Origin of the sequence: Pseudomonas sp. MH9.3 (assembly GCF_034354675.1) — a bacterium.
In the GTDB taxonomy this organism is placed as follows: Bacteria; Pseudomonadota; Gammaproteobacteria; order Pseudomonadales; family Pseudomonadaceae; genus Aquipseudomonas.
Genome location: NZ_CP133785.1, coordinates 5537681 through 5553819 on the forward strand (window position 1 = coordinate 5537681; position 16139 = coordinate 5553819).

At 59.5% G+C, this 16139-nt stretch carries 13 protein-coding genes; 12 read left to right on the forward strand and 1 reads right to left on the reverse strand.

The features are described 5' to 3' along the window. The first annotated feature begins 103 nt into the window (after positions 1 to 103). The 7 genes from RHM60_RS24815 (at position 104) to RHM60_RS24845 (ending at position 10636) form a co-directional block, all read left to right on the forward strand. Positions 104 to 2935 (forward strand): 2-oxoglutarate dehydrogenase E1 component, encoded by a 2832-nt coding sequence (locus RHM60_RS24815; protein ID WP_003233241.1) that lies wholly within the window; start codon positions 104 to 106, stop codon positions 2933 to 2935. A 44-nt stretch (positions 2936 to 2979) separates the two neighbouring features. Beyond that, a complete protein-coding gene (gene odhB, locus RHM60_RS24820; protein WP_322213138.1) occupies positions 2980 to 4200 on the forward strand; it encodes a 2-oxoglutarate dehydrogenase complex dihydrolipoyllysine-residue succinyltransferase in 1221 nt (406 codons plus the stop codon). A gap of 99 nt (positions 4201 to 4299) precedes the next feature. Continuing rightward, on the forward strand, positions 4300 to 5736 hold the full coding sequence (gene lpdA, locus RHM60_RS24825; RefSeq protein ID WP_209980623.1) for a dihydrolipoyl dehydrogenase: 1437 nt from the start codon (positions 4300 to 4302) through the stop codon (positions 5734 to 5736). A gap of 204 nt (positions 5737 to 5940) precedes the next feature. After that, positions 5941 to 7107, forward strand: coding sequence for an ADP-forming succinate--CoA ligase subunit beta (gene sucC / locus RHM60_RS24830; RefSeq protein ID WP_003233235.1), 1167 nt, complete (start codon positions 5941 to 5943; stop codon positions 7105 to 7107). Continuing rightward, on the forward strand, positions 7107 to 7988 hold the full coding sequence (gene sucD, locus RHM60_RS24835; protein ID WP_003233233.1) for a succinate--CoA ligase subunit alpha: 882 nt from the start codon (positions 7107 to 7109) through the stop codon (positions 7986 to 7988). The genes sucC and sucD overlap by 1 nt, the downstream gene beginning before the upstream one ends. A 430-nt stretch (positions 7989 to 8418) precedes the next feature. Continuing rightward, a complete protein-coding gene (gene brnQ / locus RHM60_RS24840; protein WP_057008332.1) occupies positions 8419 to 9732 on the forward strand; it encodes a branched-chain amino acid transport system II carrier protein in 1314 nt (437 codons plus the stop codon). Between the two features lie 169 nt (positions 9733 to 9901). Then, positions 9902 to 10636 carry a DUF599 domain-containing protein gene (locus tag RHM60_RS24845; RefSeq protein ID WP_209980625.1) on the forward strand — a complete coding sequence of 245 codons (735 nt, stop codon included), beginning with the start codon at positions 9902 to 9904 and terminating at the stop codon, positions 10634 to 10636. A gap of 95 nt (positions 10637 to 10731) precedes the next feature. Here RHM60_RS24845 and RHM60_RS24850 read toward each other — a convergent pair whose 3' ends face one another. After that, positions 10732 to 10974, reverse strand: coding sequence for a hypothetical protein (locus RHM60_RS24850; RefSeq protein ID WP_003233227.1), 243 nt, complete (start codon positions 10972 to 10974; stop codon positions 10732 to 10734). A 157-nt stretch (positions 10975 to 11131) separates the two neighbouring features. Here RHM60_RS24850 and RHM60_RS24855 point away from each other — a divergent pair, with 157 nt between their 5' ends. The 5 genes from RHM60_RS24855 to RHM60_RS24875 all read left to right on the forward strand — a co-directional run bounded on the left by RHM60_RS24855 (position 11132) and on the right by RHM60_RS24875 (position 16001). Next, positions 11132 to 11608 (forward strand): PaaI family thioesterase, encoded by a 477-nt coding sequence (locus RHM60_RS24855; protein ID WP_209980626.1) that lies wholly within the window; start codon positions 11132 to 11134, stop codon positions 11606 to 11608. Further along, on the forward strand, positions 11605 to 12057 hold the full coding sequence (locus RHM60_RS24860; RefSeq protein ID WP_322213143.1) for a PaaI family thioesterase: 453 nt from the start codon (positions 11605 to 11607) through the stop codon (positions 12055 to 12057). The genes RHM60_RS24855 and RHM60_RS24860 overlap by 4 nt, the downstream gene beginning before the upstream one ends. Before the next feature lie 89 nt (positions 12058 to 12146). Further along, entirely contained in the window at positions 12147 to 14051 is a 1905-nt protein-coding gene (gene htpG / locus RHM60_RS24865) for a molecular chaperone HtpG (protein WP_322213144.1), read from the forward strand. Between the two features lie 66 nt (positions 14052 to 14117). Continuing rightward, positions 14118 to 14846 carry a dienelactone hydrolase family protein gene (locus tag RHM60_RS24870; protein WP_209980632.1) on the forward strand — a complete coding sequence of 243 codons (729 nt, stop codon included), beginning with the start codon at positions 14118 to 14120 and terminating at the stop codon, positions 14844 to 14846. A 147-nt stretch (positions 14847 to 14993) separates the two neighbouring features. Continuing rightward, entirely contained in the window at positions 14994 to 16001 is a 1008-nt protein-coding gene (locus RHM60_RS24875; protein WP_322213146.1) for an amidohydrolase family protein, read from the forward strand. The last annotated feature ends 138 nt before the right edge of the window (positions 16002 to 16139 follow it).

Sequence of the window (16139 nt, forward strand, 5' to 3'; positions counted from 1 at the left end):
TCAGCGTGATCCTAAGTGGCTTGTTTTGGTCGCTGCACTTGGCCTTTTGCAAGCAAACTCGGTGTTTTCGCCGGTGGTGTCCCCAAATCGAGGGTGACCAAGCATGCAAGAAAGCGTGATGCAGCGCATGTGGAACAGCGGCTATCTTTCAGGTGGTAACGCTGCCTATGTGGAAGAGCTTTATGAGCTCTACCTGCACGACCCTAACGCTGTGCCAGAAGAATGGCGCACCAAATTTCAGACGTTGTCTTCAGACGGCAACGCTGCCACCGATGTATCGCACGCAACAATTCGCGATCAGTTCGTGCTGCTGGCCAAGAACCAGCGCCGCGCCCAACCGGTTTCCGCCGGCAGCGTGAGCAGTGAGCACGAGAAGAAGCAAGTTGAAGTACTGCGACTGATCCAGGCTTACCGGATGCGTGGCCACCAGGCGGCCCAGCTTGACCCGCTGGGGCTCTGGAAGCGTCCTGCACCGGCTGACCTGTCGATCAATCATTACGGCTTGACCAATGCCGATCTTGATACGACCTTCCGTGCCGGCGACCTGTTCATCGGCAAAGAGGAAGCGAGCCTACGCGAAATTCACGAAGCGTTGCAGCAGACATATTGCCGCACCATCGGCGCTGAATTCACGCACATCACTGATTCCGAGCAACGCCACTGGTTCCAGCATCGCCTCGAAGGCGTGCGTGGCCGTCCGGTGCTGTCCGCCGATGTACGCAGCCACCTGCTCGAACGCGTGACCGCTGCTGAAGGTCTGGAAAAATACCTGGGCACCAAATACCCGGGCACCAAGCGTTTCGGCCTGGAAGGCGGCGAAAGCCTGATTCCGATGCTCGACGAGCTGATCCAGCGTTCCGGTTCCTACGGCACCAAGGAAGTCGTGATCGGCATGGCTCACCGTGGTCGCCTGAACGTGTTGGTCAACACCTTCGGCAAGAACCCGCGCGAGCTGTTCGACGAGTTCGAAGGCAAGAAAAAGGTCGAGCTGGGTTCCGGTGACGTCAAATACCACCAGGGCTTCTCGTCCAACGTCATGACCTCGGGCGGTGAAGTTCACCTGGCCATGGCGTTCAACCCCTCCCACCTGGAAATCGTTTCTCCAGTGGTCGAGGGTTCGGTGCGTGCTCGCCAGGACCGTCGCAACGACGCCACCGGTGAGAAAGTGCTGCCTATTTCCATCCACGGTGACGCGGCATTCGCCGGTCAAGGCGTGGTCCTGGAAACCTTCCAGATGTCGCAGACCCGTGGCTTCAAGACGGGCGGCACCGTACACATCGTCATCAACAACCAGGTAGGTTTCACCATCAGCAACCCGCTGGACGCGCGCTCTACCGAGTACGCCACCGACGTTGCCAAGATGATTCAGGCGCCGATTCTCCATGTAAATGGCGATGATCCGGAAGCCGTGCTGTTCGTGACCCAACTGGCCGTCGACTACCGCATGCAGTTCAAGCGTGACGTGGTGATCGACCTCGTGTGCTACCGCCGTCGCGGTCACAACGAAGCGGATGAGCCAAGCGGCACCCAGCCGTTGATGTACCAGCAGATCACCAAGCAGCGCACCACCCGTGAACTGTATGCCGAAAGCCTGACCAAGGCCGGCATCGTTGACGAAGCCCGTGTGCAGGCGAAGATCGACGAATACCGCAACGCGCTGGACAACGGCCTGCACGTGGTGAAAAGCCTGGTCAAGGAACCGAACAAAGAGCTGTTCGTCGACTGGCGTCCATACCTGGGTCACACCTGGACGGCGCGTCACGACACTTCGTTCGACCTCAAGACCCTGCAGGAACTGTCGGCCAAGCTGCTGGAAATTCCGGATGGCTTCGTCGTACAGCGCCAAGTGTCGAAGATCTACGAAGACCGTCAGAAGATGCAAGTCGGCGGCCTGCCGATCAACTGGGGTTACGCTGAAACCATGGCGTACGCGACCCTGGCGTTCGAAGGTCACCCAATCCGCATGACCGGCCAGGACATTGGCCGTGGTACGTTCTCGCACCGTCATGCTGTGTTGCACAACCAGAAAGACGCGGGCACCTACGTTCCGCTGCAGAACCTGTACGAAGGTCAGCCGCGTTTCGACCTGTACGACTCGTTCCTGTCGGAAGAAGCCGTGCTGGCGTTCGAATACGGTTACTCCACCACCACGCCGCAGGCGCTGGTGATCTGGGAAGCCCAGTTCGGCGACTTCGCCAACGGTGCCCAGGTGGTGATCGACCAGTTCATCACCAGCGGCGAGCACAAGTGGGGCCGCCTGTGCGGTCTGACCATGCTGCTGCCGCACGGTTATGAAGGGCAGGGGCCGGAGCACTCTTCGGCCCGTCTGGAGCGTTACCTGCAACTGTGCGCCGAGCACAACATTCAGGTATGCGTGCCGACGACCCCGGCGCAGATCTACCACTTGCTGCGTCGCCAGGTGATCCGTCCGCTGCGCAAGCCGTTGATCGTGCTGACGCCGAAATCGCTGTTGCGCCACAAGCTGGCCATTTCGACCCTGGAAGACCTCGCCGAAGGTTCGTTCCAGACCGTTATTCCAGAAATCGACACACTCGATCCGGCCAAGGTGACACGCCTGATCCTGTGCAGTGGCAAGGTCTACTACGACCTGCTGGAAAAACGCCGTGCCGAAGGCCGCGAAGACATCGCCATCGTGCGTATCGAGCAGCTTTACCCGTTCCCGGAAGATGACCTCATGGAGATCATCGCGCCTTACACCCAGCTCACGAATGTGGTGTGGTGTCAGGAAGAACCGATGAACCAGGGCGCCTGGTACAGCAGCCAGCATCATTTGCGTCGCAGTATCGGCAACCACAACCGGGCGCTGAACCTGGAGTACGCCGGTCGTGATGCTTCTGCTGCACCTGCGTGTGGTTATGCGTCGATGCACGCCGAGCAGCAGGAAAAACTGCTGCAAGATGCTTTCACTGTTTAACGCCTTCGCGCTGACTGAAACCGAATTTTAAGGACCCACAGATAATGGCTATCGAAATCAAAGCCCCGTCATTCCCGGAATCGGTTGCCGATGGCACCGTTGCCACCTGGCACAAGAAACCAGGCGAGGCCGTCAAGCGTGACGACCTGATCGTCGACATCGAGACTGACAAGGTTGTACTGGAAGTGTTGGCCGAAGCCGACGGCGTACTGGGCGCCATCGTTGCGCAAGAGGGCGATACCGTTCTCTCGAACCAGGTACTGGGTTCGATCGAAGAGGGCGGCGCTGCCGCTCCGGCGCCTGCTGCCGCTGCTGCACCGGCTGCACCTGCCGCCGCCGCACCGGCTGCCGCTGGCGAAGATCCAATCGCAGCCCCGGCTGCGCGTCAATTGGCCGAAGAAAACGGCATCAACCTGGCGTCCGTCAAGGGCACCGGTAAAGATGGCCGTGTGACCAAGGAAGACGTGGTTGCCGCTGTTGAAGCCAAGAAAAACGCACCTGCTGCAGCACCGGCCAAGGCTGCCGCTCCGGCCGCCGCTGCGCCAGTGTTCGCCGCCGGCGACCGCACCGAGAAGCGCGTGCCGATGACCCGAGTGCGTGCCACCGTGGCCAAGCGCCTGGTTGAAGCACAGTCGAACATGGCGATGCTGACCACCTTCAACGAAGTCGACATGACCGAAGTCATGGCCCTGCGTTCGAAGTACAAGGACCTGTTCGAGAAGAGCCACAACGGCGTGCGCCTGGGCTTCATGTCGTTCTTCGTGAAAGCGGCCACCGAGGCGCTGAAGCGCTACCCGGCAGTCAACGCTTCCATCGACGGCACCGATATCGTTTACCACGGCTATGCAGACGTCGGCGTTGCCGTGTCCAGCGACCGCGGCCTGGTGGTGCCGGTACTGCGTAACGCCGAACTGATGAGCCTGGCTGAAATCGAAGGCGGCATCGCCGGCTTCGGCAAGAAAGCCCGTGACGGCAAGCTGACCATCGACGAGATGACCGGTGGTACCTTCACCATCACCAACGGTGGTACCTTCGGTTCCATGATGTCGACGCCGATCGTCAACCCGCCGCAAGCCGCGATCCTGGGCATGCACAACATCCTCCAGCGTCCGATGGCCATCAACGGCCAGGTTGTGATCCGCCCGATGATGTACCTGGCGCTGTCGTACGATCACCGCCTGATCGATGGTAAAGAAGCCGTGACTTTCCTGGTGACCATCAAGAACCTGCTGGAAGACCCGGCTCGCTTGCTCCTGGATATCTGATTGGAGCAGCTTCAAGTTGCGAGCTGCAAGCTGCAAGTAAATGCAGTTTGGCTTGCAGCTTGAAGCTTGACGCTTGAAGCTAATAGAGGATCTATTTTCATGACACAGAAATTTGACGTCGTAGTGATTGGTGCCGGTCCTGGCGGCTATGTTGCCGCCATCAAGGCCGCACAATTGGGCCTCTCGACTGCTTGCATCGAAAAATACACCGACAAGGAAGACAAACTGGCACTGGGCGGTACCTGCCTGAACGTTGGTTGCATTCCTTCCAAGGCGCTGCTGGACAGCTCCTGGAAATTCCACGAAGCCCAGGACGGTTTCGCGATCCACGGCATCAACCATGCCGGCGTTACCATGGACGTGCCGGCGATGATCGGCCGCAAGGCCAACATCGTCAAAGGCCTGACCTCCGGCGTTGCCACCCTGTTCAAGGCCAACGGCGTCACTTCCCTGCAAGGTCACGGCAAATTGCTGGCCGGCAAGAAGGTTGAAATCACCAAGCCGGACGGTTCGGTCGAAGTCATCGAAGCCGAGAACGTGATTCTGGCCCCAGGCTCGCGTCCAATTGACATTCCACCGGCTCCCGTCGACCAGAACGTGATCGTTGATTCGACCGGCGCCCTGGAATTCCAGGCAGTGCCAAAGCGTCTGGGCGTGATTGGCGCCGGTGTTATCGGCCTGGAACTGGGTTCGGTCTGGTCCCGTCTGGGTTCCGAAGTCACCGTGCTGGAAGCCCTGGACACATTCCTGCTGGCTGCCGACACCGCCGTTTCCAAGGAAGCCTACAAGACCCTGACCAAACAGGGTCTGGACATCAAGCTGGGCGCCCGCGTGACCGGTTCCAAGGTCAACGGCGAAGAAGTCGTGGTGACCTACACCGATAAAGACGGCGAGCAGACCATCACCTTCGACAAGCTGATCGTGGCCGTAGGCCGTCGTCCGGTAACCACCGACCTGCTGGCTTCCGACAGCGGCGTGAACATCGATGAGCGTGGTTTCATCCACGTTGACGATCATTGCGCCACCACCGTGCCTGGCGTTTACGCCATCGGCGACGTGGTACGCGGCATGATGCTGGCGCACAAGGCGTCCGAAGAAGGCATCATGGTTGTCGAGCGCATCAAGGGTCACAAAACCCAGATGAACTACGACCTGGTGCCATCGGTTATCTACACCCACCCGGAAATTGCATGGGTCGGCAAGAACGAACAGCAGTTGAAAGCTGAAGGCGTAGAAGTTAACGTCGGCACCTTCCCGTTTGCCGCTTCTGGCCGTGCCATGGCAGCCAACGACACCGGTGGTTTTGTCAAAGTCATCGCTGATGCCAAGACTGACCGCGTATTGGGCGTCCACGTGATTGGCCCGAGCGCTGCAGAACTGGTTCAGCAAGGCGCAATCGGTATGGAATTCGGCACCAGTGCCGAAGACCTGGGCATGATGGTCTTCTCCCATCCGACCCTGTCCGAAGCGTTGCACGAAGCAGCGTTGGCGGTGAATGGCGGCGCCATCCACATCGCCAACCGCAAGAAGCGCTAAGCGAGATAATAAGAAACCACGGCGGAGTTGCCCGTCGTGAGTCTTGCGCGCAAGGCTCACCGCGGAATATCCGCTGGACGCAGCCTTGTGCAGCTTTACGGGCCATGAGCCCCGCAGGTTGCGCAAGCAGCAGTCACAGGTGGCGCGGCACTCATAATGAGCGCAGCGCCGAATGCGCAGTACCTAACGAAGACGGTAAAAAGCATGAATCTTCACGAGTATCAGGGTAAGCAGCTGTTCGCTGAATACGGCCTGCCAGTATCCAAGGGCTACGCAGTAGACACCCCGGAAGCAGCAGCAGAAGCTTGCGACAAGATCGGCGGCACTGAATGGGTGGTCAAAGCCCAGGTCCACGCTGGTGGTCGCGGTAAAGCGGGCGGCGTCAAGCTGGTTCGCAGCAAAGAAGACGCCAAGGCCTTCGCACAGCAGTGGCTGGGCAAGCGTCTGGTGACTTACCAGACTGATGCCAATGGCCAGCCAGTCACCAAGATCCTGGTTGAATCGTGCACTGATATCGCTAAAGAGCTGTACCTGGGCGCTGTCGTTGACCGTTCGAGCCGTCGCATCGTGTTCATGGCTTCCACCGAAGGTGGCGTGGACATCGAAAAAATCGCTCACGAAACCCCAGAAAAAATTCTGAAAGCCACCATCGATCCACTGGTTGGCGCTCAGCCGTTCCAGGGTCGCGAGCTGGCTTTCCAGCTGGGCCTGGAAGGCAAGCAAGTTGCCCAGTTCGCCAAGATCTTCGTGGGTCTGGCCAAACTGTTCCAGGATCACGATCTGGCCCTGCTGGAAGTGAACCCGCTGGTGATCAAGGCTGACGGCGATCTGCACTGCCTGGACGCGAAGATCAACATCGACGCCAACGCCATGTACCGTCAGCCAAAGCTGAAGACTTTCCACGATCCGTCGCAGGACGATCCGCGCGAAGCGCACGCTGCCAAGTTCGAACTGAACTACGTAGCCCTGGAAGGTAACATCGGTTGCATGGTCAACGGTGCCGGTCTGGCCATGGGTACCATGGACATCGTCAACCTGCATGGCGGCAAACCAGCCAACTTCCTCGACGTAGGCGGCGGTGCCACCAAAGAACGCGTAACCGAAGCGTTCAAGATCATCCTGTCCGACTCCAACGTCGCCGCAGTATTGGTCAACATCTTCGGCGGCATCGTTCGTTGCGACATGATTGCCGAAGGCATCATCGGCGCAGTGAAAGAAGTCGGCGTTAAAATCCCGGTTGTTGTGCGCCTTGAAGGTAACAACGCTGAACTGGGCGCCAAAGTACTGGCAGAAAGCGGTTTGAACATCATCGCGGCTACCAGCCTGACCGACGCTGCTCAACAAGTTGTCAAAGCTGCGGAGGGCAAGTAATGAGCGTCCTGATCAATAAAGACACCAAAGTTATCTGCCAGGGTATTACCGGTTCGCAAGGTAGCTTCCACACCCAGCAAGCCATCGAATACGGCACCAAGATGGTTGGCGGCGTAACGCCAGGCAAAGGCGGCACCGAGCACCTGGGCCTGCCAGTGTTCAACACCGTGAAAGACGCTGTAGAAAAAACTGGCGCTACCGCCAGCGTGATCTACGTTCCTGCGCCTTTCTGCAAGGACTCCATCCTGGAAGCGGCATTCGGCGGCATCAAGCTGATCGTCTGCATCACCGAAGGCATTCCTACCCTGGACATGCTGGACGCCAAGGTTAAGTGCGACGAGCTGGGCGTAGTCCTGATCGGCCCTAACTGCCCAGGCGTGATCACCCCAGGCGAATGCAAGATCGGCATCATGCCAGGTCACATTCACTTGCCAGGTAAAGTCGGTATCGTTTCCCGTTCCGGCACCCTGACCTACGAAGCTGTGAAGCAGACCACTGACGCCGGTTTCGGTCAGTCGACTTGCGTCGGCATCGGCGGTGACCCGATCCCGGGTTCGAACTTCATCGACATCCTGAAGCTGTTCCAGGAAGACCCGAAGACCGAAGCGATCGTGATGATCGGTGAGATCGGCGGTTCGGCTGAAGAAGAAGCGGCGGCCTACATCAAGGCCCACGTGACCAAGCCGGTTGTTTCCTACATCGCTGGTGTGACTGCCCCTGCCGGCAAGCGCATGGGCCATGCAGGCGCAATCATCTCCGGCGGCAAAGGCACTGCAGACGAGAAATTCGCTGCACTGCAGGACGCAGGCGTTAAAACCGTGCGTTCGCTGGCAGATATCGGCAAGGCCCTGGCCGAGCTGACCGGTTGGGCTGTCAAGTAAGCCTCGCGCTTAACTGACGCTTCACCACACAAAGGCCACCTTCGGGTGGCCTTTGTGCGTTCTGGAAAGACCCATTTATCGAAATGTACTCGATCCAGGGTGGGAGGGGGCTTGCTCCCGATAGCGGTGTGCCAGTGACAGATACAGTGACTGACACACCGCTATCGGGAGCAAGCCCCCTCCCACCTGGACCGGTATCGCCAAATTAAGTGTGAAAACGCGACATTAAAATGTCGCTTATCGGACAGTGCGCCCCGCAACAGTGCGTTTGTCAGCCTATTTCTGTACCCTGACGGCCTCTTTATGCGCCCGCCTCCCAAAAGGAAGCCGCGCGCTGGACAGGTCGGCCCCCATCAGGGCCGGCAGCCTTTCCCTCATCCACAGGGAAGCCCTCTCTAAATTCCGATTCAGTAGTGTGGTATTTCCTCAAATGAAAGTGTTGAAAAGCCAGGATATCCTGGCGCTGGGCTTCATGACGTTTGCGCTGTTCGTGGGCGCCGGCAACATCATCTTCCCGCCTATCGTTGGTTTGCAGTCCGGGCCTCACGTCTGGATGGCGGCGCTGGGGTTCCTCATCACCGCAGTGGGTTTGCCGGTGGTCACCGTGATTGCCCTGGCCAAGGTCGGCGGCGGCATGGACGCATTGAGCAGTCCCATCGGCAAGATCGCCGGCGGCCTGCTCGCGGCAGCGGCGTACCTGGCGGTAGGCCCGCTGTTCGCCACTCCGCGTACTGCGACCGTGTCGTTTGAAGTCGGCCTGGCGCCGCTGACCGGCGAAAGCCCACTGGCGCTGTTCCTCTACAGCTCTGTGTATTTCCTTGTGGTGTTCTTCGTGTCTTTGTATCCAGGGCGTCTGCTGGATACCGTCGGCCGTTTCCTTGCGCCATTGAAGATCATCGCGCTGGCGATCCTCGGCATTGCCGCGTTTGCCTTGCCAGCCGGTGAAGTGGGCGTCGCCACCCCGGAATATGTCGCCGCACCGTTCTCCCAGGGCTTTATCAACGGCTACCTGACCATGGACACCCTGGGTGCACTGGTGTTTGGTATCGTCATCGTCAACGCGATCCGCTCCCGCGGCGTCGAATCGCCCAAGCTGATTACCCGCTACGCGATCATCGCCGGGCTGATAGCCGGTGTCGGCCTGGCGCTGGTGTACATCAGCCTGTTCCGCCTGGGCTCGGGCAGCCATGCCGTGGCGGCGGGCGCCAGCAATGGCGCGGCCGTGCTGCATGCCTATGTGCAAAGCACTTTCGGCTCGCTGGGCAGCGGCTTTTTGGCTGTGCTGATCTCCCTGGCGTGCCTGGTGACGGCCGTGGGCCTGACCTGCGCGTGCGCCGAATACTTCAGCAAAGTCCTGCCGCTGTCCTACAAGACACTGGTGGTGATCCTGGCGCTGTTCTCGCTATTCGTGTCCAACCTGGGCCTGACCAAGCTGATTGCGTTCTCCATTCCGGTACTCACCGCCATCTACCCGCCGTGCATCGTGCTGGTGGCGCTGAGCTTCTGCAAAGACTTCTGGCAGGAGCAGGGCCGTATCGTCGGCCCGGTGATGCTGGTGTCGTTCATTTTTGGCGGCATCGACGCGCTCAAGGGGGCCGGCCTTGCCGATTGGATGCCCGCGCAGCTGACGCACCTGCCATTGAGCGAGCAGGGGTTGGCGTGGCTGGTGCCGTCGGTGATGACGCTGGTCGTGGCGGTGGTGGTGGATCGCATGCTTGGCAAGCGCAGCGAAGCGATCGCCTGACACGGCGACACGGTTGCACAGAAATGCCCCGTATCAATCGATACGGGGCATTTTTTTGCCTGCTTATGGACAAGGTTCTAGAGTTGCAACGCGCTCAGTGTGGGAGCGGGCTTGCTCGCGCCCACATTTTGACTGTGTTGCCCATATTTTCTTGTTTATCAGGACCCCTATGTCGTTCATCGAAACCAACCAAGTCCATATGCTCGCCGCCCTCTGGTTCGTGCTGTGCTGGGGCGGGTACACCCGTTATGCCCTCTGGAAAGCACGCGATACCGCATGCCTGGCCAGTGTGCTGCATCTGTATCGCGAAGACTGGATGCGCCGCATGCTGCTGCGCGACAACCGCATTGCCGACGCCAGCGTGATCGGCAACCTGGAGCGCAACGCCTCGTTCTTCGCCTCCAGCACCTTGATCATCCTCGCCGGCATCCTCACCGTGCTGGGCGCCTCGGAGCGTGCCGTGTCGCTGCTGGCGGACATTCCCATGGTGCAGCAGGCGTCCCAGGGCATGTCGGAAATCAAGCTGCTGTGCCTGGCGCTGGTGTTCGTCTACGCGTTTTTTACGTTCAGCTGGTGCATGCGCCAGTACAACTTCGCAGCGGTGCTGGTGGGGTCGGCGCCGATGATTGGTGAGCGCCAGGTGTCCGAACAGGAGCGCAAGGCATTTGCGCTACGGGCGGCGCGGGTCATCTCCATGGCCGCCAACCAGTTCAACTTCGGCCTGCGCGCTTATTACTTTGGCATGACCATGCTGGCGTGGTTTGTCAGCCCCTGGCTGTTCATGTTGATGAGTGCCGGGGTAGTGGTGGTGTTGTATCGCCGCGAGTTTCATTCCGATGTGCTGCAAGTGATGGTGTATACGCAGACGGACACGCCGCCGGAGGCGCTCAAGGACGCAGTCTAGTGTGGGGCGCGTCGAATTTTAAAAACGCCGGACAAAGAAAAGCCCGCTATTGAAGCGGGCTCTCTTTTACAACCAGGCTACATCAGACCGCGGTATCAGGAACCGGTCGAAGGCGTGGCTTCTTTTGCAGCGGCTGCGTTCGATTCGGCCTGAGCTTTGGCAGCTTCGGCGTTTTCTTTTGCAGCGTCGTTCACTTTATCCTGAGCCTTCGCCATATCTTTCTGAGCTTGCTCAGAGTGCGAAGCGGCATCTTGTGCTTTGTCTTCGGATTTCTTGTCGCAGGCAGCGAGGCCAAGGGCAGCAGCCAACATCATGGAAACAGCTAAAGTCTTGCGCATGGGGTGTTTCTCCTTATTGAAGATATCTTCTGGCCTTTCGAGCCTGGGGGCTCAGCATTAGTTCCTTTTATTGCGCAGATATATAAACAAAGGCTGCCAAGGAACTTAAACCCGCACTGCCTGTTCCGCGGATTACTGAAAACAAGAGTCTAGACCAATGACCGGAAATTCACTGCTGGAGCGTGCGACACGCTTTGTTTACGCATTGCGCCATTGCCAGATACTCGGCATTACCGTACATGACGCCAACGACACGGGCATGACGCTGCGGCTGCCCTATGGGCCAGCTATCGTGGGCGATCCCGAGACCGGGATCATCCACGGTGGCGCGCTCACCTCCCTGATGGACACCACCTGCGGCATCGCCACCCTGTGCGTACTGCCCGAATTCGAGGTGTGCCCGACCCTCGACCTGCGCATCGACTATATGCACCCGGCCGCACCGCACCAGCCGGTCTATGGGTTTGCCCAGTGCTATCGGGTCACCGCCGACGTGATCTTCACCCGCGGCTTCGCCTACCAGGACGATCCGCAGCAACCCATCGCCCATGTGGTGGGCACGTTCATGCGCATGGGCAAGCTGCTCAAGGGCGCACAGGGCCTGAGCGCCACCCTCGACGGAGAGCAGGCATGACGCACCGCTTCCAGACCCGCCTCGAACAGGCCCACGTGCGCGGCGATTACGCGGCGCTGCTCGAACTGATCCCTTACGCCAAACTGATCGGCATCGAATGCACCCGCCAAGGCGATGAATTGCTGTTCCGGTTGCCGGCCAATAAGGACAACATTGGTAACCCCATATTGCCGGCGCTGCATGGCGGGGTGATTGCCGGCTTCATGGAGCTGTCGGCGGCGCTGCATTTGCTGGTGTCTACCGGCGCGCCGGGTCTGCCGAAAATCATCGATTTTTCCCTGGATTACCTGCGCGCCGGGCAGTTTCGCGACACCTACGCCACCTGTCAGGTATGGCGTCAGGGCCGGCGGGTGGCCAACGTTTCGGTCACCGCCTGGCAAAGCACGGCGGCAGAACCGATTGCCACGGCCCGTGCGCATTTCAAAATCGAGGCGCCTTGCGCCCCTTGAAATCCTCCCGTTAGCCCCCAACTTTGATGACAACCCGCCGCCAACCCTTTCGGGCGCGGCCATTGCCATCCAATTGGAGTTTGATGACCATGAGTGTGGAAACTCAAAAGGAAACCCTGGGCTTCCAGACCGAGGTGAAGCAACTGCTGCACCTCATGATCCATTCGCTGTATTCCAACAAGGAAATTTTCCTTCGCGAATTGATCTCGAACGCCTCTGACGCTGTCGACAAATTACGCTTCGAAGCCCTGTCCAAGCCTGAGTTGCTGGAAGGTGGTGCGGAGCTGAAAATCCGCGTGAGCTACGACAAGGATGCGAAGACCGTTACCCTCGAAGACAACGGTATCGGCATGAGCCGTGACGATGCGATTACCCACCTGGGGACCATCGCCAAATCCGGCACCGCTGATTTCATGAAGAACCTGTCGGGCGATCAGAAGAAGGATTCGCACCTGATCGGTCAGTTCGGTGTGGGCTTCTACTCGGCCTTCATCGTCGCCGACCAGGTTGAAGTGTTCAGCCGCCGTGCCGGCCTCCCCGCCAGCGAAGGCGTGCATTGGGCCTCCAAAGGCGAGGGCGAGTTTGAAATCGCCACGATCGACAAGGCCGACCGTGGTACCCGCATCGTGCTGCACCTCAAGTCCGGTGAAGACGAATTCGCCGATGGCTGGCGCCTGCGCAACATCATCAAGAAATACTCCGATCACATCGCATTGCCGATCGAGTTGCCCAAGGAACAGGCCGCGGCCGAAGGCGAAGAGAAGCCTGCCGAGGAATGGGAAACCGTCAACCGCGCCAGTGCCCTGTGGACCCGTCCGCGTACCGAGATCAAGGACGAGGAATACCAGGAGTTCTACAAGCACATCGGTCACGACTACGAGAACCCGCTGAGCTGGAGCCACAACAAGGTTGAAGGCAAGCTCGAATACAGCTCGCTGCTGTACGTACCGGCCCGCGCTCCGTTCGACCTGTACCAGCGCGAAGCCCCCAAGGGCCTGAAGCTCTACGTGCAGCGCGTGTTCGTGATGGACCAGGCGGAATCTTTCCTGCCGTTGTACCTGCGCTTCATCAAGGGCGTGGTCGACTCCAATGACCTGTCGCTGAACGTGTCGCGGGAAATCCTGCAGAAAGACCCGATCATCGACTCCATGAAGTCGGCGCTGACCAAGCGTGTCCTCGACATGCTGGAGAAACTGGCGAAGAACGAGCCTGAGCAATACAAGGGCTTCTGGAAAAACTTCGGTCAGGTCATGAAAGAAGGCCCGGCTGAAGACTTCGCCAACAAAGAGAAGATTGCCGGCCTGCTGCGCTTTGCTTCCACTCAGGGCGAAGACGGCGAGCAGGTTGTGTCGCTGGCCGACTACCTGGCGCGCGCCAAGGAAGGTCAGGACAAGATCTACTACCTGACCGGCGAAACCTACGCTCAGGTCAAGAACAGTCCGCACCTGGAAGTCTTCCGCAAGAAGGGCATCGAAGTGCTGCTGCTGACCGACCGTATCGATGAGTGGCTGATGAGCTACCTCACCGAGTTCGACGGCAAGTCGTTCGTCGACGTGGCCCGTGGTGATCTGGACCTGGGTAACCTCGACTCCGAAGAAGAGAAGAAGGAAGCCGAAGAGGTCGCCAAGTCCAAAGAGGGTCTGGTTGAGCGGATCAAGGCGTCCCTGGGCGAGGCCGTCAGCGAAGTGCGGGTTTCCCACCGCCTGACCGACTCGCCGGCGATCCTGGCCATCGGCGAGCAGGACCTGGGCATGCAGATGCGCCAGATCCTCGAAGCCAGCGGCCAGAAGGTTCCTGATTCCAAGCCGATTTTCGAATTCAACCCGGCGCACCCGCTGATCGAGAAACTCGATGGCGAGCAGAGCGAAGAGCGGTTTGGCGACCTGTCGCACATCCTCTTCGACCAGGCGGCGCTGGCCGCTGGCGACAGCCTGAAAGATCCGGCCGCCTACGTGCGTCGACTGAACAAGCTGTTGGTTGAACTGTCGGTTTAACACCGCTGCAGGAAAAACCCGCTTCGGCGGGTTTTTTCATTTAGTGCACCTCAACTGGAGTAAATGATGAGCCAAGTCACTGTGCGTTCCGTGGTCTATCAGATTGATGGCCAGTCTTATGAAAGCCGCCTGGCGTTCGACGCCAGCCACAAGGGGCCACTGCCGGGCCTGTTGATGGCGCCGAACTGGATGGGCGTGAGTGCGGGCGCCGAAGAGATCGCCAGGAGCGTCGCCGCCAAGGGCTACGTGGTGCTGATTGCCGACCTGTACGGACAAACCGTGCGTCCATCGAACGGCGATGAAGCTGGCGCAGCGATGATGCCGTTGAAGAACGACCGCCCGTTGCTCAACAAACGCATGCAGGTGGCGTTCGAGCAACTGCAAGGCCAGACCGAAGCGGCAGTGGATACCTCGAAGCTCGCGACCTTTGGTTTCTGTTTCGGCGGCTGCTGCTCCCTGGAGCTGGCGCGTACCGGCGCGCCATTGAAAGCCGCCGTGTCGTTCCATGGCACCCTCGACACGCCAAACCCTGCGGATGCGAAGCACATCAAGGGCTCGGTGCTGGTGCTGCACGGCGCCTCTGACCCGTTGGTGCCCAAGGAGCAATTGCCTGCGTTCGAGGATGAAATGAACGCGGCCGGCGTGGATTGGCAACTGCTGAGCTACGGCGGCGCGGTGCATTCCTTCACCGACCCGCACGCGAACGTGCCGGGCAAGATGATGTATGACGCGAAGACCTCCGCGCGCGCGTTTCAGTCCATGCATAACCTGCTGGATGAAGTGTTCAGGGGCTGATGCTTCGGCGTCTGTCCGGGCCTCAGCGGGAGCAGGCTCCCTCCCACAGTCGGATCGGTGAACACGATCAAAATGTGGGGCTTGCTCCCGATAGCTATCTGACAGGCAACCCTATTCCCCCTGACTCACCTCGATGGAGATCGCCCCGTGCCCTGGACTCGCCTGAGCCTCGCCCTGGTGCTCACCGCCGCCAGCCTTGCCGCACAGGCCCGCGACTATGCCTACAGCGACGCCCACCTGCATTACGTGGATTTCTTTCAGGAAACCGCCGGCATGGACAAGCTGCTCAAGGCCATGGCGGACAATCGCATCGAGCATGTGATGATTTCCGGCATTCCCGTGGCGAAAAAATGGCATGAAGACGAGCCCAAGCGTCCGCGCTATTACGCTGGTGACGATGCCGATGCCTACTGGTACAGCGCCACCGACGTGATCGTCGCGGCGGCGGTCAATAAACTCACGCCTGAGCAGCGCCTGCGCTTTCATCCTTTCCTGTCCGGCTTCAACCCCAATGACAAGAATTCCGATGCGCATATCCAGCGCATGCTCGACCTCAACCCGGGCCTGTGGCAGGGCATCGGTGAAGTGTTCACCCGCCATGACGACCTGACAGCCCTGACGGCGGGGGACACCCCGCGTGCCAACAACGAAGCCATGACGCGCATCTACCACCTGGCGGCCGAAAACGATTTGCCGGTGATGCTGCATTCCAACATTACGTCAAAGCGCGAACGTAACCCGTTGTACCTGGCGGAGGTCGAGGAGCCGCTGCGCAATCACCCGCACACGCGGTTTATCTGGGCGCATGCCGGCACCAGCATGGAGATCCACCGTCATCAGGTGCAAATGGATTTTTTGCTGCCCACATTGACGCGCATGCTGGAGGCCTACCCCAACCTCTACATCGACCTCTCCTGGAGCATGCTCACGCCTTATCTGCTGGACGAGGCGGGCAAGCCCAGGCCCGAGTGGGTAAAGCTGGTGGAGCGCTTCCCGGAGCGCTTCATGCTCGGCTCCGACGTAGTCGGGCGCTTCAACAAGCTGGGTAAGGAAATGCGCCGCTTTGATCCCTTCCTCGATGCGCTGCCCGAGGACGTGGCCCGCAAGGTTGCGCGGGACAATTTCCTGGCCGTGCTGCCCAAGACCTCTCGCTGAGCGCAGTATCCAATGTGGGAGGGAGCAAGGCCCCTCCCATATTTGATTTTTGTTATCTGGTGATCACCCACAAAAAAGCCCCGAACCAGTCGGGGCTTTTTTGTGGGGTCTGTCCCGTCCTGAATAAGGTTTACACCT

Coding starts and splice junctions, on each gene's coding strand:
- RHM60_RS24815 (WP_003233241.1), top strand. CDS start 104: ATGCAAGAAAGCGTGATGCAGCGCATGTGGAACAGCGGCTATCTTTCA.
- odhB (WP_322213138.1), top strand. CDS start 2,980: ATGGCTATCGAAATCAAAGCCCCGTCATTCCCGGAATCGGTTGCCGAT.
- lpdA (WP_209980623.1), top strand. CDS start 4,300: ATGACACAGAAATTTGACGTCGTAGTGATTGGTGCCGGTCCTGGCGGC.
- sucC (WP_003233235.1), top strand. CDS start 5,941: ATGAATCTTCACGAGTATCAGGGTAAGCAGCTGTTCGCTGAATACGGC.
- sucD (WP_003233233.1), top strand. CDS start 7,107: ATGAGCGTCCTGATCAATAAAGACACCAAAGTTATCTGCCAGGGTATT.
- brnQ (WP_057008332.1), top strand. CDS start 8,419: ATGAAAGTGTTGAAAAGCCAGGATATCCTGGCGCTGGGCTTCATGACG.
- RHM60_RS24845 (WP_209980625.1), top strand. CDS start 9,902: ATGTCGTTCATCGAAACCAACCAAGTCCATATGCTCGCCGCCCTCTGG.
- RHM60_RS24850 (WP_003233227.1), bottom strand. CDS start 10,974: ATGCGCAAGACTTTAGCTGTTTCCATGATGTTGGCTGCTGCCCTTGGC.
- RHM60_RS24855 (WP_209980626.1), top strand. CDS start 11,132: ATGACCGGAAATTCACTGCTGGAGCGTGCGACACGCTTTGTTTACGCA.
- RHM60_RS24860 (WP_322213143.1), top strand. CDS start 11,605: ATGACGCACCGCTTCCAGACCCGCCTCGAACAGGCCCACGTGCGCGGC.
- htpG (WP_322213144.1), top strand. CDS start 12,147: ATGAGTGTGGAAACTCAAAAGGAAACCCTGGGCTTCCAGACCGAGGTG.
- RHM60_RS24870 (WP_209980632.1), top strand. CDS start 14,118: ATGAGCCAAGTCACTGTGCGTTCCGTGGTCTATCAGATTGATGGCCAG.